Origin of the sequence: Cupriavidus sp. SK-4, from assembly GCF_000611125.1 — a bacterium.
Lineage (GTDB): Bacteria > Pseudomonadota > Gammaproteobacteria > Burkholderiales > Burkholderiaceae > Cupriavidus > Cupriavidus necator.
Window position 1 is genome coordinate 1 of the sequence record NZ_JFJW01000161.1, and the last position, 17,906, is coordinate 17,906.

The window sequence follows — 17,906 nt, forward strand, 5'->3', positions numbered from 1 at the left end:
CGCACCCAAGAGGTGCGCCGCGCGGACGTCTTTGTAGCAAGGTGTATCGGACCCGCGCCGGATGTCACCGGATGTGACCCGGCTTTGGCAATGCGGGCAAGGCGCCTATGATCTTGAGATTGCCCGTCTGCCTGAGTGCGGGCGTCTGCGCCCCGGCATCCGGACTATTCTTCAGAAAACCCAGAAGGACCACGACCCATGATCACTGTCGGTTCCCGCGTCCCCGACGCCACGCTGCAGGAATTCTTTGAAACCGAAGGCAACGGCTGTGCGCTCGGTCCCAATGCCTTCAAGGTGGCGGACCTGGTCCGCGGCCGCAAGATCGTGGTGTTCGGCCTGCCCGGCGCTTTCACGCCGACCTGCTCGGCCAAGCATGTGCCGGGCTTTGTGCAGCACGCCGCGGCGCTGCGCGAGGCCGGCGTCGACGAGGTCTGGTGCGTGTCGGTCAACGACGCCTTCGTGATGGGCGCCTGGGGCCGTGAGCAGCAGGCGGGCGGCACGGTACGCATGATGGCCGACGGCAGCGCCGAGTGGACCCGCGCGCTGGGCCTGGACCAGGACCTGGGCGCGCGCGGCATGGGCGTGCGCTCCAAGCGCTACGCGATGGTGATCGACGACGGCGTCGTCACCCGGCTCGACGTCGAGGCACCGGGCGAATTCCGCGTCAGCAGCGCCGAGGCAGTGCTGGCGGCGTTGCGTGGCTGACACAGTCATCCGGCTAAACGTGGACAATACGCAACTTGTTAAGGGAGTGTTAACAGCCGGAAACAAAACCCGGCTGCAGCGCCCCTGAGGTGGTGGTAAAATCCCTTAATCAAAAAAGCCGCCCGATAGATTTTTATAATAGTTGAGGCTGTCATGCTCAAACAGCGCACGATCAAATCCCTGGTGAAGACCGTTGGCATCGGCCTGCACTCGGGACGCAAGGTCACGTTGACCCTGCGTCCCGCGCCGGCGGACACCGGCATCGTCTTTACCCGCGTCGACCTGCCCGAGGCCGTCGAGATTCCCGTGGCCGCGTCGGCTATCGGCGACACGCGCCTGGCGTCGGTGCTGCAGAAGGATGGCGCGCGCGTTTCGACCGTCGAGCACCTGATGTCGGCGTGCGCGGGCCTGGGCATCGACAACCTCTATGTCGATGTCGACGCCGAGGAAATCCCGATCATGGACGGCAGCGCCGCGTCCTTCGTGTTCCTGCTGCAGTCGGCCGGTATTGAAGAGCAGAACGCGCTGAAGACCTTTATCCGCGTCAAGAAGCCGGTGGAAGTACGCGAGGGCGACAAGCTGGCGCGGCTGGAGCCGTTCTTCGGCTTCAAGCTGTCGTTCACCATCGACTTCCGCCACCCGGCGGTCGACAAGACCGGCCAGACCTTCTCGATCGACTTTGCCGACACCAGCTACGTGCGCGAGATTGCCCGCGCCCGCACCTTCGGCTTTGCGCACGAGGTGGAAGCCCTGCGCGAGATGGGCCTGGCGCGCGGTGGCAGCCTGGACAACGCGATTGTGCTGGATGAGCACCGCATGCTCAACAATGAAGAGCTGCGCTACGGCGACGAGTTCGTGCGCCACAAGATCCTGGATGCGATCGGCGACCTGTATGTGGTGGGCCATCCGCTGATCGGTGCCTATGTGGCCAACAAGTCGGGCCACGGCCTGAACAATCAGTTGCTGCGTGCGCTGCTGGCCGACCAGGAAGCCTACGAGCTGGTCACCTTCGACCGCGTCGAGGAAGCCCCGGCCGCGTTCCTGCCGCAGGCGCAGCCGGCGTTTGCCTGATCCTGGCGAACTGGCGCAAAAAAAAAGCCGACCCGAGGGTCCGCTTTTTCGTGATCGGCACCGGGCTAGCGGTGATGGGCCAGCAGCGTATTGAGCGCGTCGCGCAGCGGCGAATCCGGCAGGCTGCGCGCCAGCTGGTCGAGGTTGGCAAGTCCCGTGGGCGTCATGCGGCCGCCGGTGCGCTGGCGTTGCACGGGCTCCACTTCCCAGTCCGCGTGGCGTGACACCTCTGGCTGCACCCGCACCCGGATCGCGGTGATGTGCGAGCCGCGCTGCTGCAGCCGGTTCAGCAATGTCGGCACCACCTGGCGTACCCGCGCCGCGGCGGCGCCATGGGCGGCCAGCAACAGCAGCACCTGGGCGTTCGGGTCGGTGGCGTCACGCTTGACGCCGGCCACGGCCAGGCCGTCGCGCATGCCGGCGGGAAGCAGTGCCAGCACCTCGGCCTCAAGCACCGACAGCTGGCGTGCGGTCTGCATCAGCGTCGAAACCGGGCCGGCCTTGGCCAGCCAGTCGTTGAGCGGCTTGGCGGCGGGGGTCTGCAGGGCGTGATGGGTGAAGCGGCGCATGCATGCATTCTAGCAAGGGGCGCGCGGGCCGCCTTGCCCGACTGTGGATTGAAGCTGCGGCGGCCGCCCCAAACTGTGGCCGATGGGGCGCGCGGGCAATCACGCGGGCAATCCTGCGGACCACACGCGTGATCGACATTCGGCAGGCTTGCCTGCCCTTGCGGGACGGGGCCAGGCGCGTTCCGGCCGTGACCCCGGCACATGATAAACTCGGCGTTTTGCGCCAATCTATCCATTCCTCGCCCGGCCGCCGGAGCAGCCCGCATCCCTGGGGTGCCACCCGGTTCCGCGCAGGTGAAAGCAATCGATGATCACCGGCCTTCTCAAGAAAGTCTTCGGCAGCCGCAATGAGCGGCTGATCAAACAATATCGCCGCACGGTGGCGCAGATCAATGCGCTGGAGCCGAAGTTCGAGCAACTCTCGGACGACGAACTGCGCGGCATGACGGAGACCTTCCGGCAGCGCCACGCCGGCGGCGAATCGCTCGAGGCGCTGCTGCCCGAGGCCTTCGCCGTCTGCCGCGAGGCCAGCAAGCGTGTCATGAAGATGCGCCACTTCGACGTGCAGCTGATCGGCGGCATGGTGCTGAACGACAACAAGATCGCCGAAATGCGCACCGGCGAAGGCAAGACGCTGACCGCGACCCTGGCCGTGTACCTGAATGCCATCACCGGCCAGGGCGTGCACGTGGTCACCGTCAACGACTACCTGGCGCAGCGCGATGCCGAGTGGATGGGCCGGCTGTACAACTTCCTGGGCCTGTCGGTGGGCGTGAACCTGTCGCAGATGCCGCACGACGCCAAGCAGGCGGCGTACAACTCGGACATCACCTACGGCACCAATAACGAGTTCGGCTTCGACTACCTGCGCGACAACATGGTCTACGACCCGTCGCAGCGCGTGCAGCGCCCGCTCAACTACGCCATCGTCGATGAGGTGGACTCGATCCTGATCGACGAGGCCCGCACCCCGCTGATCATCTCCGGCCAGGCCGAGAACCAGACCGACCTGTACCAGCGCATGAACGGCATCCCCAAGCTGCTCGAGCGCCAGATCGGTGAAGAGAAGGCCGACGGCACCGGCGTCGAGAAGCCGGGCGACTACTACGTCGACGAGAAGGGCCATCAGGTCTACCTGACCGAAGCCGGCCACGAGAAGGCCGAAGAGATCCTGTCGCAGCAAGGCCTGATCGGCGAGGGCGAGTCGCTCTACGCGCCGCAGAACATCACGCTGATGCACCACCTGTACGCCGCCCTGCGCGCGCACAGCCTGTTCCATCGCGACCAGCACTACGTGGTGCAGAACGACGAAGTCGTGATCGTCGACGAGTTCACCGGCCGCCTGATGACCGGCCGCCGCTGGTCCGACGGCCTGCACCAGGCCGTGGAGGCCAAGGAAGGCGTCACCGTCCAGCAAGAGAACCAGACGCTGGCGACGATCACCTTCCAGAACTACTTCCGCATGTACAACAAGCTGGCCGGCATGACCGGCACGGCTGATACCGAAGCGTATGAGTTCCAGGAGATCTACGGCCTGGAAGTGGTGGTGATCCCGACCAACCGCCCGGCCCAGCGCAAAGACCAGCAGGACCAGATCTACAAGACCGGCAAGGAGCGCTACGACGCCGTGGTGCGCGATATCCGCGACTGCTACGAGCGTGGCCAGCCGGTGCTGGTGGGCACCACCTCGATCGAGACCTCGGAATACCTGTCGGGCCTGCTCGATCGCGAACAACTGCCGCACCAGGTGCTCAACGCCAAGCAGCACGCACGCGAAGCCGAGATCGTGGCCCAGGCCGGCCGCCCCAAGATGATCACGATTGCCACCAACATGGCCGGTCGCGGTACCGACATCGTGCTGGGCGGCAATGTGGAGAAGCAATCCGGCTTTATCGAGGCGGATCCGAACCTGTCCGACGCCGAGAAGGCCGCGCGCATCAAGCAGCTCGAGGATGAGTGGCATTCGCTGCACGAGCAGGTCAAGACCGCCGGCGGCCTGCATATCGTCGGCACCGAGCGCCATGAGTCGCGCCGTATCGACAACCAGTTGCGTGGCCGTGCCGGCCGCCAGGGCGACCCGGGCTCGTCGCGCTTCTACCTGTCGCTGGACGACCAGCTGCTGCGCATCTTCGCCGGCGACCGCGTGCGCGCCATCATGGAACGCCTGAAGATGCCCGAGGGCGAGCCGATCGAAGCCGGCATCGTCACGCGCTCGATCGAGTCGGCGCAGCGCAAGGTCGAAGGCCGCAACTTCGACATCCGCAAGCAGCTGCTGCAGTACGACGATGTCGCCAACGACCAGCGCAAGGAAATCTACAAGCTGCGCAACGACGTGCTGGAAGCCCAGGATGTCGGCGACATGGTGACCAACCTGCGCGAGAGCGTGCTGGTTGAGCTGTTCCGCGACCACGTGCCGGCCGACACCATGGAAGAGCAGTGGAACATCGCCGGCCTGGAAACGCGCCTGCGCGAGGACTGGGGCCTGGAAGTGCCGCTGGCGCAGACCATCGAGGGCGCGCAGAGCATCGAGGACGAAGAGCTGCTCAACCTGATCATGAAGGCGGCCGCGGAGCGCTACGACAGCAAGGTCGCGATGGTCGGCCGCGAGTCGTTCGCCGGCTTCGAGCGCTCGGTCATGCTGCAGAGCATCGACACGCACTGGCGCGAGCACCTGGCCGCGCTGGACCACCTGCGCCAGGGCATCCACCTGCGCGGCTATGCGCAGAAGGATCCCAAGCAGGAATACAAGCGCGAGTCGTTCGAGCTGTTCGCGCGCCTGCTGGACCTGATCAAGAACGAAGTCACGCGCGTGACCTTCAACGTGCAGATCCAGTCGCCGGAAGAGCTGGAGCAGGCTTCGGAAGAGATCGAAGAGGGCCTGTCGCACCTGGAGAACATCCAGTACAAGCACGACGAGTTCGCCGAAGGGCGCGAGCCGGTCGAGGAAGCGCCGTCGCCGCGCACCGGTGCGGCCATGGCCGCCGCCGAGCTGGCGCTGGCGGGCATGCCCAAGGTCGGCCGCAACGACCCGTGCCCGTGCGGCTCCGGCAAGAAGTTCAAGCAGTGCCACGGCAGACTCAGCTGAACTGAGCCCGGCCGGGTACCCGGCATGACGTCGTTCCCGCTGTGTGGGGAGTGACGCGCAAGGAAACGACATGCCCGCCCTCCGCGGGCATGTTCGTCTGATGACAAGCAAGTTGCGAGCAGAAGCCGCAAGCAGATAACGCAAGCAGGAAAGAGGAGTCCACATGCCCGTCAATCTTCCGCTGCCCCAGGCAGAGAACCTGAAATCCGTCGCCGGCGTGGAGCTGGGCTGGGCCGAGGCGGGCATCCGCAAGGCCAACCGCAAGGACGTGCTGGTGGTGCGCGTGGCCGAAGGCAGCACCGTGGCCGGCGTCTTCACCAGCAACCGCTTCTGCGCCGCGCCGGTGCAGGTCTGCCGCGAGCACCTGGCCGCTGGCAAGGGCATCCGCGCGCTGGTGGTCAACACCGGCAATGCCAATGCCGGCACCGGCGAGCCGGGCCTGGCCAATGCCCGCGCCAGCTGCGATGCGCTGGCCGCGCAACTGGGCATCGCCGCCGAGCAGGTGCTGCCGTTCTCGACCGGCGTGATCCTGGAGCCGCTGCCGGTGGATCGCCTGGTGTCCGGCCTGCCCGCCGCCATCGCCAACGCGAAGCCGGACAACTGGCTGGCCGCCGCCGAAGCCATCATGACCACCGACACGCAGCCCAAGGCCGCGTCGCGCTCGGTGCAGATCGACGGCAAGACCGTGACGCTGTCGGGCATCAGCAAGGGCGCCGGCATGATCCGCCCGAACATGGCGACCATGCTTGGCTTTATCGCCATGGACGCCGCCGTGGCCCAGCCGGTGCTGCAGGCGCTGGTCTCCTACGCTGCCGACCATTCGTTCAACAGCATCACCATCGACGGCGATACCTCGACCAACGACTCGTTCGTGCTGATCGCGACGGGCAAGTCCGGCGCCGTGGTCGAGCGCGCCGAAGGCCCGGCCTTCGAGGCGCTGCGCGACGCGGTGACCGCGCTGGCGCAGGAACTGGCGCAGATGATCGTGCGCGACGGCGAGGGCGCCACCAAGCTGATGACCATCCGCGTCGAAGGCGGCAAGGACGTGGCCGAGTGCCGCCAGATCGCCTATGCCGTGGCCCACTCGCCGCTGGTCAAGACCGCGTTCTATGCATCGGACCCCAACCTGGGCCGCATCCTGGCCGCGGTCGGCTACGCCGGCGTGAACGACCTCGACGTCGGCCGCGTCAACCTGTGGCTGGACGATGTCTGGGTGGCCCGCGACGGCGGCCGCAACCCCGACTACCGCGAAGAAGACGGCCAGCGCGTGATGAAGCAGGCCGAGATCACCGTGCGCATCGCGCTCGGCCGCGGCAAGGCCGAAGCGACGGTCTGGACCTGCGACCTGTCGCACGACTACGTGTCGATCAACGCCGACTACCGTTCTTAAGCATCGCTGGTTTGCTCCCCTCTCCCGCTGAGGGGAGAGGGAGCCAAAACCATTGGCACAAGCCAACCCTCTACTGCCATCGCCCCTGCCATGTCTGACCTTGCCGCCCGCCTCGACAACTTCCTCGCCCGACTCGAACAATGGCTGCCGCCGCAACTGAGCGACGCCGACTGGCAGGAGGCCGTGGCGTTCCGCTGGCGCAAGCGGCAGAGCCTGTTCGGCAATATCGGCTACCTGCAGCCGGTGCGCCAGCTGCCGCCGATCCACCTGGACGACCTGAAGAACATCGAGCGCCAGAAGGATGCCATCGTCGCCAACACACGCCAGTTCGTGGGCAAGCTGCCGGCCAACAACGTGCTGCTGACCGGCGCGCGCGGCACCGGCAAGTCGTCGCTGATCAAGGCCTGCCTCAATGCCTTCGTCAGGGATGGGCTGCGGCTGGTTGAGGTGGACAAGGATGACCTGGGCGACCTCGGCGATATCGTCGAGCTGGTTGCGCAGCGCCCCGAGCGCTTCGTGATTTTCTGCGACGACTTGTCGTTCGAAGAGGGCGAGTCGGGCTACAAGTCGCTCAAGTCGGCGCTGGACGGCTCGGTGGCGGCGCAGTCGGACAACGTGCTGATCTACGCCACCTCCAACCGCCGGCACCTGCTGCCGGAGTACATGAAGGACAACGAGACCTACCGCCACACCGACGACGGCGAGATCCATCCCGGCGAAGTGGTGGAAGAGAAGATCTCGCTGTCCGAGCGCTTCGGGCTGTGGCTGTCGTTCTACCCGCCCAAGCAGGACGAATACCTGGCCATCGTCGGCCACTGGCTCAGGCACTTCGGCTGCACCGAAGAGGACATCGCCGCGGCACGCGGTGACGCGCTGGTGTGGGCGCTGGAGCGCGGCTCGCGCTCGGGCCGCGTGGCCTGGCAGTTTGCGCGCGACTGGGGCGGCAAGCATGGCAAGCCTTATATCGCCGACGTGGACGGCGACGCCAAGGCATGAGCGCGTCCATGCAAAGCACCGCAGACACGGCCGGCAATCCTCCGCGCAAGGTCACCGAGGTGGCGGTCGGCGTGCTGGTGCAGCCCGACGGACGCTTCCTGCTGGCGCAGCGCCCGGCCGGCAAGCCCTACGAGGGCTACTGGGAATTCCCCGGCGGCAAGCTGGAGCCGGGCGAGTCGGTAGAGGCGGCACTCGCCCGCGAGCTGCATGAAGAGCTGGGTCTTGATGTCACGCAATGCGAGCGTTGGCACATCCTGGAACATGACTACCCGCACGCCTATGTGCGGCTGTATTTCTGCAAAGTCACCGACTGGCGGGGCGACCCCGTCGGCCGCGAAGGCCAGGCCTTCTCGTGGCAGCGCACGCCGGTGACGGTGGGGCCGCTGCTGCCGGCCACCATTCCCGTGGTGGAGTGGCTGGCCGAGGAATCGGGCAACGGCTGACCCTGCCATTCCCGCTGTCGGGCAAGCGGCCGCGGCGCCCGCTTGTGCGCCGCCAGGGCCTGACCAGGCCCTGATCCACAGGAAAGGAACCTGCATGCTACGTGTCGATCGTATCGCCGACGACGTTTCCCTGCCCGAACTGACCCTGCGCGGCATCATCCTCGGTGCGTTGATCACGGTTGCGTTCACCGCCTCGAACATCTACCTGGGCCTGAAGGTCGGCCTGACCTTCTCGTCGGCGATCCCGGCGGCCGTGATCTCGATGGCCGTGCTGCGGCTCTTCGCCGGCGCCAACATCCTGGAAAACAACATGGTGCAGACGCAGGCCTCGGCCGCGGGCACCCTGTCGTCGATCATCTTTATCCTGCCGGGCCTGGTGATGCTGGGCCACTGGCAGGGCTTCCCGTTCTGGCAGACGCTGGCGATCTGCGCGGCGGGCGGCATGCTGGGCGTGGTGTTCAGCATCCCGCTGCGCCACGCGATGGTGGTGCAGAGCGAGCTGCCCTACCCGGAGGGCGTGGCCGCGGCGGAAATCCTGCGCGTGGGCAGCGCCGCGCCGGACCAGGCCGCGCCGGGCCAGAAGCCCCAGGCGACCGGCCTGGCCGACCTGATGGCCGGCGGCCTGGTGGCGGGGCTGTTCAGCTTTGCCGCCGGCGGGCTGCGCCTGCTGGCCGAGGGCGCCAACTTCTGGCTGTCGGCCGGGGCCTCGGTGGTGCGGCTGTCGATGGGCTTCTCGCTGGCGCTGGTGGGCGCGGGCTACCTGGTCGGCATCGTCGGCGGGCTGGCCATGCTGCTCGGGCTGGTGCTGACCTGGGGCGTCGCGGTGCCGTGGCTGACCGCCATCACGCCGCGCCCGGACGGCGCCACGCTGTCGGCCTTCGGCACCATGGTGTGGAGCCAGCAGGCGCGCTTTATCGGTGCCGGCACCATCGGCATCGCCGCGATCTGGACGCTGCTGTCGCTGGCCGGGCCGATGCTGTACGGCATCCGCGCCTCGTTCGGTGCGCTGCAGGGCGGGCCGGCGGGGCAGGGCAAGATGCCGCGCACGCAGCAGGACATGCCGGCCAAATGGATCGGGCTGGTGATGCTGGGGCTGCTGGCGGTGCTGGTGACGGTGTTCGCCTGGTTCCTCGCGCCGGCGCCGCTCGATGGCGGCGCACGCTGGCGCCTGGTGATCTACGCGGTGGTGTTCGCGTTTATCTTCGGCTTCCTGGTGGCGGCGGCGTGCGGTTATATGGCGGGGCTGGTGGGCTCGTCGGCCAGCCCGATCTCGGGCATCGGCATCATTGCGGTGATCCTGGTGTCGCTGCTGATCCTGCTGGCGGGCAAGGCCGACGGGCTGCTGGCAACGCCCGAGGGCAGCAAGTTCGCGATAGCGCTGGCGATCTTCACCACCTCGGCAGTGGTGGCGGTCGCGTCCATCGCCAATGACAACCTGCAGGACCTGAAGACCGGCTGGCTGGTCGGCGCCACCCCGTGGCGCCAGCAGGTGGCGCTGCTGATCGGCTGCGTGGTCGGCGCCGCCGTGATCCCGCCGGTGCTGGAACTGCTCTACAGCGCCTATGGCTTCGCCGGCGCGCTGCCGCGTGCGGGCATGGACCCCAACCAGGCGCTGGCCGCGCCGCAGGCGACGCTGATGACCGCGATCGCCACCGGCATCTTCACCCACCAGCTCAACTGGACCATGATCCTGATCGGCATCGGGCTGGGCGTGGTGCTGATCGCCATCGACGAGGTGCTGCGCCGCCGCCGCGGCCCGGCGCGGCTGCCGGTGCTGGCAGTGGGCATCGGCATCTACCTGCCGCCGACCATCAGTTCGGCGCTGGTGGTCGGCGCGGTGCTGTCGTGGCTCCTGCTGCGCAGCGAACGCCGCCGCGCCACCGCGCGCGGGGACGACGTCAAGCTGGCGCTGGAACATGCCGAGCGGCGCGGCACGTTGCTGGCCTCGGGCCTGATCGTGGGGGAAAGCCTGGTCGGCGTGATGCTGGCCGCGGTGATCGGCCTGTCGGGCAAGGATGCGCCGCTGGCGCTGGTCGGGGCCGGGTTTGAAGCGACCGCGCAGTGGCTGGGCCTGGCGGTGTTCGCACTGGTGTGCGTGGGCTTCTACCGCCGCGTGCTGGCGGCGGCGCACTGAACCACCGCGGACGCTGAAGGCGAGGGCGCTTCAGTCGTCCTCGTCTTCAGGCTGGTCGGCGGCGGTCTCGCCCGGCTTGCCGCCGATCACGTATTTCTCGGACGCCCAGGCGCCGAGATCGATCTGCTTGCAGCGCTCGGAACAGAAGGGGCGGAATTTGTTGTCGGGCACCCAGGCCACCTCGGTGCCGCAGGTGGGGCATTTGACGACAGCAGGCATAGCGTTCAGCGCAGGCTTCAGAAATTGCAGAGTTTCAGCAGGAACGGGATATCCGCATCGACCGAGCGCGGACGCAGGTCGCCGTCCTGCTGCGTGAAGCGCACCCACAGCATGTACTTGTTGGCGCTCATCTCGGGGATGAAGGCCAGCAGCGAATCATCCAGGTAGACCTGCATCAGCTGGTAGCTGCGTCCGGACAGCATCTGCTGGTAGCTGCCGCCGGTGGCGATCACCTTGCCGCTCTGGCCGGCTTCGCGCAGCAGGCGCAGCACGATGGTGGTGCCCATGCGCAGCGACAGCAGCGGACGTACCCACTTCAGGATATCGGCGCGGCGGTCTTCGGCGGGGCGGTGCTGCCAGGCATAGTAGGCCGGCAGGTCGAACTCGCAGGTGCCGCCGGGGATGATCGCGCGGCTGCGGATGCTGGTCAGCCACTCGTTGTCGGCGAGCAGCTGGCCGGCTTTGCCCACGGTCTGGTTGAGCATGGCGATGCCTTGCTCGATCTCGCCGATGATGGCGTCCAGCGCCTCCTGGTCGATCTGCGGGCTGGCGCGCAGCGGTGCCAGTGCCTGGCGCTGGCGTTCCAGTTCCTTGATCAGGTCGGTCTTGAGGTCGGCGCGGCCGGCCACGTCGATGATCTCGAACAGCGTGGTCAGCGCGACATGGTGCTGGTGGGCATGATCCTGGCCGAGAAAGTATTCCAGCCGATCGAACAGGTCCTCCAGGCGCAGGAGTGTCCTGATGCGTTCGTTGAAAGGGTATTCGTACAGAATCAAGTGCAATGTCCGTGCAGGGCGTCGGGCGCTTTCAGGAGCGGCCCGGTGCAGAATGAGGCCCGGGAAATGCCGGAAGGGGCGATATATGGCGGGCGGTTGCCGGCAGTATGCGGTGATTTCCCCGCATATTCCAGCGCATTCTATGCGAGACAAGGGCCGAGGACAATGTCGCGTGCATGATGCCATGCGCTGGCGCGCCGGGTTGCGCGTTATGGATGGACCCTGGCCGCCGCCGACAGTTCACGATAGTAGCGGTCGAGCCGGTCGACCTGGTCCACCAGCGCCTCCACCGGGCCGTCGTTGTCGATGACGTCGTCGGCACATGCCAGGCGCGCGGCGCGGGTGGCCTGTCTGGCCATGATGGCCTGCACCTGCTCGCGGCTGAAGCCGTTGCGCGCCATCACACGCGCCACCTGGGTGGCCTCGGTGCAGTCCACCACCAGCACGCGGCCCACGCGCTCGCGCCATGAGCCCGATTCCACCAGCAGCGGCACCACGTAGATCAGATAGGGATGCTCACCGGCATCGCGGATCGCGTGGGCGCGCTCGGTGGTCAGCGCACGGATCAGCGGGTGGGTGATGGCTTCAAGCCGCGCCTTGGCTGCGGGGTCGGCAAACACCAGTGCGCGCATCGCGTCGCGGTCCATGGCGCCGTCGGGGCGCAGGCAGGCCGGGCCGAAGGCCTCGACCAGCGCCGGGATGGCGCGCCCGCCCGGGGCGGTGATCTCGTGCGCGAGCAGGTCGGTGTCGATGATCGCGGCACCGCGCGCGGCAAACATGTCGGCCACGCGGGTCTTGCCGCTGCCGATGCCGCCGGTCAGTCCGATTTCCAGCATGTGAGGCTCTGTTGACGATGTTGCCGCAACGATACCAGCTTCAGCGGTTATCGTCGGACACCGTCATGGCCATCCAAACAGCGGCAGCACGCCGGGGCCGAACAGCAGCACCACCACGCCGGCCAGCGCGATGAAGGGCCCGAACGGGAAGGGCGTGTCGCGTTCCTGGCGGCGCAGCGCAATATTGGCCAGCCCGAACAGCACGCCGACCACCGACGACAGCAGCACCAGCGCCGGCAGCGCCTGCCAGCCGAACCAGGCGCCCAGTGCCGCCATCAGCTTGAAGTCGCCAAAGCCCATGCCCTCCTTGCCGCGCACCAGCCGGAACAGCCAGTAGGCCGTCCACAGCACCAGGTAGCCGGCAGCCGCGCCGATCACGGCGTCGGGCAGCGCCACGAACACGCCGCCCAGGTTCAGCAGCAGGCCCAGCCACAGCAGCGGCAGGGTGATCTGGTCCGGCAGCAGTTGCGTATCGGCATCGATCATGGTCAGCGCCAGCAGCGCCCACACCAGCACCAGCGCGGCCAGGGCCTGTCCGCCGGGGCCGAAGCGCCACGCCGCCAGCGCGCTCAGCACGCCACAGGCCAGCTCGACCAGCGGATAGCGCACACTGATCGGCGCCTGGCACGCCGAGCAGCGCCCGCGCAGGAACAGGTAGCTCAGCACCGGCACGTTCTCCCACGGCGCAATCGCGTGGCCGCAATGCGGGCAGGCCGAGCGCGGCACCATCAGGTTGTAGCGGCCGGGGTAGGGCAGCGGGTCGCCGCGCAGCTCGGCGATATAGTTGGCCTCGTCGCGCTCCATCATGCGCGGCATCCGGTGGATGACCACGTTGAGGAAGCTGCCGACCACCAGCCCGAGCAGCGCGGCGGCCGCCACCAGAAAGGAGGACGGCAGCGCCGCCAGTGCCTCCACCAGCGGCGCGCCACCGGTGGAGGTCGACGAAAGGTAGGGAGAAGCAGACCACGCAGACAACATCGCTTACACCACCTGTCCCAGCTTGAAGATCGGCAGGTACATCGCCACCACCATGCCGCCGATCAGCACACCCAGCACCACGATGATCAGCGGCTCGATCAGGCTGGAGATCGCGGCCACGGCATCGTCGACCTCGCGCTCGTAGAATTCGGCCACCTTCAGCAGCATGTTGTCCAGCGCGCCGGACTCCTCACCGATCTGCGTCATCTGCAGCACCATGTTGTCGAACACATGGGTGGCCTGCATCGCGTTGGTCAGGCTGGTGCCGATGCGCACCGATTGCTCTATCTCGCGCGTGGCATCGTAGTAGACCCAGTTGCCGGCCGCGCCGGCCACGGACTCCATCGACTCCACCAGCGGCGTGCCGGCGGCGAACATGGTGGCCAGCGTGCGGGTCCAGCGCGCGATCACGGCCTTGCGGAACAGGCTGCCGAAGATCGGCAGCTTCAGCAGTGCGCGGTCGGTGACGCGCTGCACTTTCTCCGATTTCTTCAGCGCGCGCAGGTAGAAGGAGATGCCGGCCACCGGCACCCCGATCACCAGGTACCAGTACTGGACAAAGAAGTCCGAGATGGCGATCACCATCAGCGTCGGCGCCGGCAGGTTGGCGCCGAAGCTGGAGAACACGCCCTTGAACGCCGGGATCACGAACAGCATCAGGATCACGGTCACGGCAAAGGCCACCGTCAGCACCGCGATCGGGTAGATCATCGCCGACTTGATCTGGCCCTTCAGCGCGATGGTCTTTTCCATGTAGAGCGACAGGCGCTCCAGCAGCGAATCCAGGATACCGCCCTGTTCGCCGGCATCGATCAGGTTGCAGTACAGCGTATCGAAGTACTTCGGATGGCGCCGGAATGCCGCGGCCATGCTGCTGCCGGCCTCGATGTCGAAGCGGATGTCGGACAGTAGCTGGGTGAAGTTGGGGTTCACGTGCCCGCGCGCGATGATGTCGATCGACTGCAGCAGCGGAATGCCGGCCTTGAGCATGGTCGACAGCTGCCGGGTGAAGTAGGCGATGTCCTTCTCGGTGATCTTGCGCCCGCGCGCGGCCTTGCGCTTCTTCAGCTTGACGATGGTCAGGCCCTGCTTGCGCAGCGTGGCGGTGACCTCGGCCTGGTTCTCGGCGCGCAGTTCGCCGGTGAAGGTCTTGCCCTTGCGGTCCTTGCCTTCCCACTCAAAGATGTACTGGGTGGGTGCCTTGCGCCCCTTCCCTGATTTCGCCCGTGACGGTGCCGCCGTCCGGGCGCCCGCCGCTGGTGCACGCGTCGCCATGATATTGACCCCCGATGTAAATGACGCTTGTTTTGCGTCTTGTATTTACGTTGTGTCCTGCTTCCCTAAGTGTTTGTTGTCGCCAGCACTTCTTCGAGTGACGTGACGCCCTGCTTCACCTTCAGCAGCCCCGCTTCGCGCAACGATAGCACGCCGTCCTTGCGCGCCTGCTCGGCGATCTGCAGTGCCGTGCCATGCGCCAGGATGATCTCCTGCATGGCCTCGGTGATCGGCATGACCTGGTAGATGCCGCAGCGGCCCTTGTAGCCGGTGCCGTTGCAGCGCTCGCAGCCGACCGGGTGGTAGGGCTGCCAGCTGCCGTCCAGGTCTTGCTCGCGGAAGCCCGCCTCCAGCAGCGCCTCGCGCGGGATCTCGCCCTCGCCCTCGCGCTTGCAGGTGCACAGCCGCCGCGCCAGCCGCTGCGCGGTGATCATCAGCACGCTCGAGGCAATATTGAAGGCCGCCACGCCCATGTTCATCAACCGCGTCAGCGTGGTCGGCGCATCGTTGGTGTGCAGCGTCGACAACACCAGGTGGCCGGTCTGCGCGGCCTTGATCGAGATGTCGGCGGTTTCCAGGTCGCGGATTTCGCCGACCATGATGATGTCCGGATCCTGCCGCAGGAACGAACGCAGGGCCGCGGCAAAGGTCAGGCCCGCCTTGTCGTTGACGTTGACCTGGTTGATGCCGGGCAGCTGGATTTCGGCCGGGTCTTCCGCGGTGGAGATATTGATGTCGCCCTGGTTCAGCAGGTTCAGGAAGGTGTACAGCGACACCGTCTTGCCGCTGCCGGTGGGGCCGGTCACCAGCACCATGCCGTAGGGGCGCTTGATCACGTCCAGCAGCAGCGCCTTCTGCTCGGGCTCATAGCCGAGCTCGTCGATGTCGAGCTTGTCGGACGAAGATTCCAGGATCCGCATCACGATCTTCTCGCCGAACAGCGTCGGCAGCGTCGACACGCGGAAATCCACTGCCCGCTCGACCGTCTCCTTGGCGTCCTTGTCCTTGGGCAGGGCAATCAGCAGCTTCATGCGGCCGTCCTGCGGCACGCGCTTTTCAGAAATATCCAGGCGCGACAGCACCTTGATGCGGGTGGCGATCTTGTCGCGGATATCCAGCGGCGGGCGTGCAACCTCCTGCAGCACCCCGTCCACGCGGAAGCGGATGCGGTAGAAAGTCTCGAACGGCTCGAAGTGCAGGTCGGACGCGCCGCGATGGAAGGCCTCGGTCAGCAGCTTCTGCAGGAAGCGCACCACCGGGGCGTCGTCGATATTGTCGGCGGTGGTGCGGTTGCGCTGGTTGCCGGCCGCGGCCACCGGATCGTATTCGATCATCTTGCGCTCGGCCTGCACCGGCGAGATGTTCTTCAGCGTGCCCAGGGCCTCGCCGGCGGAGCGCACGTGCTTCATCAGCTTGTCGTGCTCGACCACCACCGCTTCGACCGGCAGCTTGTACTTTTCCTTGATCGCATCCAGCCCGGCCTGGTTGGACGGGTCGGACATCGCCAGCACCAGCCGGTTCTCGCGCCGGCCCAGCGGCAGCAGCCGGTGCGCGTGGAATTCACGGTTGCCGGCCAGCGCCGGCGGCACCTTGGTCAGGTTGTACTGGGCCAGGTCCAGCAGCGGCAGCTGGTACTTGTCCGCGGCAAACAGCGCCAGGTCGTGCGCGCTCATGGTGCCGCTGCCGACGATCTCATCGATCAGCTGCGACTGCTTTTCACGCGCGGCCTGCTCCAGCTGAGCAAGCAGGGCGGGCGCGATACGCCGGCTCTGGGCCAGGGCAAGACCGAGTGTCATGGCAGGTGCGCTGTGCGGTGCGGTTAGGCGGTGGCGGATGCCACGCAGGCGGGGGCGGACGGACCCACGTCCCCGGATCGGGGCAGTTTGCCGCCGGGGTCACTTTTTGTAAAGCCGACGCGGGCGCGGTGTTGGCGTTTGCGCGACACGGGCGCAACCCTACTTGCGCGGGGAAGAAGCGGCGTTTCAGGCAGCTTCCTTGCGCGCGGGGGTGGTGTCCTTTTGAGAGGAATCCCTGTCCCCGCCCATGTTTCCATTGGCCTTTTCACATCGGAAGACGCCACGCCTTTTTGATCTGATATAGAATCAAAGATGCGTGTATAACATGGCATGATGCCAATTTACAAGAAGCCCTTCGTGCAGTTCGTCAAGAAGGCACACCAGCCGCTTCAACTGGCGATCGAGGATGAGGTGGGGGTGGTTTGTGCAGATCCTGGCGTTGGGGACGCCAAGGTTGGCGATCTGGCCGGGATCCGGGTCCACAAATTCAGGTTCAACCGGCAGGAATACCTGATCGCCTACCGGCCACCGCGACCCGGGGCAGCAGGCGTGGATCTCGAATTATTGTGGATCGACTTTTACAAGGTGGGCTCGCATGAGAACTTCTACGACGAGCTCAAGCAGTATCTGAGGGCAGAGAGAAAGGGATGACCATCATGACCGCAGAAGACCTGATGAACGCCGTCAGCAAGATGCCCGCGCAGGAGCGCGTCAAGTTCTTCACGCTGGTGGGCGAGCAGGCTTTCAAGGACGAGAACTTCTCGCACGAGGAAGTCTTTGGCCACCTCGCAGAAGCAGACTTCACCGCCGCGGAGGCGGCTGAATACCTCGAAGTTTCAATTGCCACCTTCCGGCGGCTGGTGCGCGACGGCAAGCTGGTGCCGCATGCGGAAGTGGGGCGTAGCCAGCTGTTTTCGGCGGCCGACCTGAAGGCATTCAAGCGTCAGCGCAAGGCGATCAAGGGGTGAGTTGCCGGAGAGCGGGTGGGGGCAGAAAGATAAAAGGCCGAACCAACTGACGTTGATTCGGCCTTTTAAATCTGGTCGGGGTGAGAGGATTCGAACCTCCCGAAACCAACGAGAAATCAAGGGTTCCCGGGCGATTGCGCAGGTAATCCGCTGCGTCCGGTTGACACAGTTGCAGACACTCTATCACAGGAATCTAGGTCGATGCTTCGAGATGGCGGAAGCGCCGCTGCAATTCTGTCCTAAGCTGCCATCGTCTGATGCTCGGGCACCAGGACATCGAGCCTTGTCATAATGTATTTGATTCGCCTCGCTCGGCGCGTTGCCGCGTAAGCTGCCTCATTTTTGGCCATGGGGTATTTTAGACATGCTGCAACTAGTGCAGCCTGCTCAAACGAGATCCCATTAACTCCAAATCCAAGTCTCTTAGTAAGTGCCCTCACGCCTTCCGCCTCGTTACCAAGATATGCGATCTCCAGATATAGGCGTAGCAAGTTCTCTTTGCTCAAGAGATCGCGTACTCGCACTGCAAGTGCCATCTCTTTAATTTTTCGCGATAGCGTTAGGCGATAATCGCCGCTAATAACTCGGACAAGTTGTTGTTCGATAGTGCTGCCTCCCTGACGCCGCCCCTTAAGGCCACCTCATTACACACAACTCCTGGTGGC

At 66.0% G+C, this 17,906-nt stretch carries 16 protein-coding genes and 1 pseudogene; 9 read left to right on the plus strand and 8 right to left on the minus strand.

Features of this window, described 5'->3' with window-relative positions; genetic code table 11:
- Window positions 1-198 precede the first annotated feature (198 nt).
- Together CF68_RS31475 and lpxC are read left to right on the plus strand one after the other, a co-directional pair.
- A complete protein-coding gene (locus tag CF68_RS31475) occupies window positions 199-705 on the plus strand; it encodes a peroxiredoxin (RefSeq protein WP_035826756.1) in 507 nt (168 codons plus the stop codon).
- Between the two features lie 153 nt (window positions 706-858).
- Complete coding sequence (gene lpxC / locus CF68_RS31480) at window positions 859-1,776, plus strand: UDP-3-O-acyl-N-acetylglucosamine deacetylase (RefSeq protein ID WP_035826759.1); 918 nt, start codon at window positions 859-861, stop codon at window positions 1,774-1,776.
- A 65-nt stretch (window positions 1,777-1,841) separates the two neighbouring features.
- Here the strand turns inward: lpxC and CF68_RS31485 are convergent, their stop codons facing one another.
- The gene (locus tag CF68_RS31485) at window positions 1,842-2,345 is read right to left on the minus strand and encodes a hypothetical protein (RefSeq protein WP_035826761.1); all 504 of its coding nucleotides are present in this window, start codon (window positions 2,343-2,345) and stop codon (window positions 1,842-1,844) included.
- Between the two features lie 307 nt (window positions 2,346-2,652).
- On the opposite strand from CF68_RS31485, the gene secA reads away from it, so the two are divergent.
- The 5 genes from secA (at window position 2,653) to CF68_RS31510 (ending at window position 10,393) form a co-directional block, all read left to right on the plus strand.
- Window positions 2,653-5,430 carry a preprotein translocase subunit SecA gene (secA, locus tag CF68_RS31490; RefSeq protein WP_035826764.1) on the plus strand — a complete coding sequence of 926 codons (2,778 nt, stop codon included), beginning with the start codon at window positions 2,653-2,655 and terminating at the stop codon, window positions 5,428-5,430.
- 163 nt (window positions 5,431-5,593) lie between these two features.
- Entirely contained in the window at window positions 5,594-6,820 is a 1,227-nt protein-coding gene (gene argJ, locus CF68_RS31495; protein ID WP_035826766.1) for a bifunctional glutamate N-acetyltransferase/amino-acid acetyltransferase ArgJ, read from the plus strand.
- A 90-nt stretch (window positions 6,821-6,910) separates the two neighbouring features.
- On the plus strand, window positions 6,911-7,816 hold the full coding sequence (locus tag CF68_RS31500; RefSeq protein WP_035826768.1) for an ATP-binding protein: 906 nt from the start codon (window positions 6,911-6,913) through the stop codon (window positions 7,814-7,816).
- The gene (locus CF68_RS31505) at window positions 7,813-8,259 is read left to right on the plus strand and encodes an NUDIX domain-containing protein (protein WP_035826770.1); all 447 of its coding nucleotides are present in this window, start codon (window positions 7,813-7,815) and stop codon (window positions 8,257-8,259) included. Before CF68_RS31500 ends, CF68_RS31505 begins: the two co-directional genes overlap by 4 nt.
- A gap of 94 nt (window positions 8,260-8,353) precedes the next feature.
- On the plus strand, window positions 8,354-10,393 hold the full coding sequence (locus CF68_RS31510) for an OPT family oligopeptide transporter (RefSeq protein WP_035826773.1): 2,040 nt from the start codon (window positions 8,354-8,356) through the stop codon (window positions 10,391-10,393).
- Window positions 10,394-10,423: 30 nt separating this feature from the next.
- Here the strand turns inward: CF68_RS31510 and CF68_RS31515 are convergent, their stop codons facing one another.
- The 6 genes from CF68_RS31515 to pilB all read right to left on the minus strand — a co-directional run bounded on the left by CF68_RS31515 (window position 10,424) and on the right by pilB (window position 16,273).
- Window positions 10,424-10,612, minus strand: a complete 189-nt coding sequence (locus CF68_RS31515) for a DNA gyrase inhibitor YacG (protein ID WP_035826775.1) — start codon at window positions 10,610-10,612, stop codon at window positions 10,424-10,426.
- 17 nt (window positions 10,613-10,629) lie between these two features.
- Window positions 10,630-11,388: a cell division protein ZapD gene (zapD, locus tag CF68_RS31520; protein WP_035826777.1), complete on the minus strand. Its 759-nt coding sequence runs from the start codon at window positions 11,386-11,388 to the stop codon at window positions 10,630-10,632.
- Window positions 11,389-11,597: 209 nt separating this feature from the next.
- Window positions 11,598-12,224 (minus strand): dephospho-CoA kinase, encoded by a 627-nt coding sequence (gene coaE / locus CF68_RS31525; RefSeq protein ID WP_035826779.1) that lies wholly within the window; start codon window positions 12,222-12,224, stop codon window positions 11,598-11,600.
- A gap of 63 nt (window positions 12,225-12,287) precedes the next feature.
- A complete protein-coding gene (locus tag CF68_RS31530; protein WP_035826782.1) occupies window positions 12,288-13,202 on the minus strand; it encodes an A24 family peptidase in 915 nt (304 codons plus the stop codon).
- 3 nt (window positions 13,203-13,205) lie between these two features.
- Window positions 13,206-14,477, minus strand: a complete 1,272-nt coding sequence (locus CF68_RS31535) for a type II secretion system F family protein (RefSeq protein ID WP_035826784.1) — start codon at window positions 14,475-14,477, stop codon at window positions 13,206-13,208.
- A gap of 65 nt (window positions 14,478-14,542) precedes the next feature.
- Window positions 14,543-16,273 (minus strand): type IV-A pilus assembly ATPase PilB, encoded by a 1,731-nt coding sequence (gene pilB / locus CF68_RS31540; RefSeq protein ID WP_035826786.1) that lies wholly within the window; start codon window positions 16,271-16,273, stop codon window positions 14,543-14,545.
- A 357-nt stretch (window positions 16,274-16,630) separates the two neighbouring features.
- Here pilB and CF68_RS31545 point away from each other — a divergent pair, with 357 nt between their 5' ends.
- On the plus strand, window positions 16,631-16,924 hold the full coding sequence (locus CF68_RS31545) for a type II toxin-antitoxin system RelE/ParE family toxin (RefSeq protein WP_235205952.1): 294 nt from the start codon (window positions 16,631-16,633) through the stop codon (window positions 16,922-16,924).
- Entirely contained in the window at window positions 16,921-17,241 is a 321-nt protein-coding gene (locus CF68_RS31550) for a helix-turn-helix domain-containing protein (RefSeq protein ID WP_035826790.1), read from the plus strand. The genes CF68_RS31545 and CF68_RS31550 overlap by 4 nt, the downstream gene beginning before the upstream one ends.
- A 239-nt stretch (window positions 17,242-17,480) precedes the next feature.
- Here the strand turns inward: CF68_RS31550 and CF68_RS39260 are convergent.
- Window positions 17,481-17,858 (minus strand): annotated as a pseudogene (locus CF68_RS39260) (transglycosylase domain-containing protein); the annotation flags it as partial.
- Window positions 17,859-17,906 lie beyond the last annotated feature (48 nt).

Bases quoted from the DNA above. Each gene is read 5' to 3' on its own strand.
- coaE (WP_035826779.1), bottom strand. From the start codon at position 12,224: ATGCTGGAAATCGGACTGACCGGCGGCATCGGCAGCGGCAAGACCCGC.
- secA (WP_035826764.1), top strand. From the start codon at position 2,653: ATGATCACCGGCCTTCTCAAGAAAGTCTTCGGCAGCCGCAATGAGCGG.
- CF68_RS31510 (WP_035826773.1), top strand. From the start codon at position 8,354: ATGCTACGTGTCGATCGTATCGCCGACGACGTTTCCCTGCCCGAACTG.
- lpxC (WP_035826759.1), top strand. From the start codon at position 859: ATGCTCAAACAGCGCACGATCAAATCCCTGGTGAAGACCGTTGGCATC.
- pilB (WP_035826786.1), bottom strand. From the start codon at position 16,273: ATGACACTCGGTCTTGCCCTGGCCCAGAGCCGGCGTATCGCGCCCGCC.
- CF68_RS31485 (WP_035826761.1), bottom strand. From the start codon at position 2,345: ATGCGCCGCTTCACCCATCACGCCCTGCAGACCCCCGCCGCCAAGCCG.
- CF68_RS31475 (WP_035826756.1), top strand. From the start codon at position 199: ATGATCACTGTCGGTTCCCGCGTCCCCGACGCCACGCTGCAGGAATTC.
- CF68_RS31535 (WP_035826784.1), bottom strand. From the start codon at position 14,477: ATGGCGACGCGTGCACCAGCGGCGGGCGCCCGGACGGCGGCACCGTCA.
- CF68_RS31515 (WP_035826775.1), bottom strand. From the start codon at position 10,612: ATGCCTGCTGTCGTCAAATGCCCCACCTGCGGCACCGAGGTGGCCTGG.
- CF68_RS31550 (WP_035826790.1), top strand. From the start codon at position 16,921: ATGACCATCATGACCGCAGAAGACCTGATGAACGCCGTCAGCAAGATG.
- CF68_RS31500 (WP_035826768.1), top strand. From the start codon at position 6,911: ATGTCTGACCTTGCCGCCCGCCTCGACAACTTCCTCGCCCGACTCGAA.
- argJ (WP_035826766.1), top strand. From the start codon at position 5,594: ATGCCCGTCAATCTTCCGCTGCCCCAGGCAGAGAACCTGAAATCCGTC.
- CF68_RS31530 (WP_035826782.1), bottom strand. From the start codon at position 13,202: ATGTTGTCTGCGTGGTCTGCTTCTCCCTACCTTTCGTCGACCTCCACC.
- CF68_RS31505 (WP_035826770.1), top strand. From the start codon at position 7,813: ATGAGCGCGTCCATGCAAAGCACCGCAGACACGGCCGGCAATCCTCCG.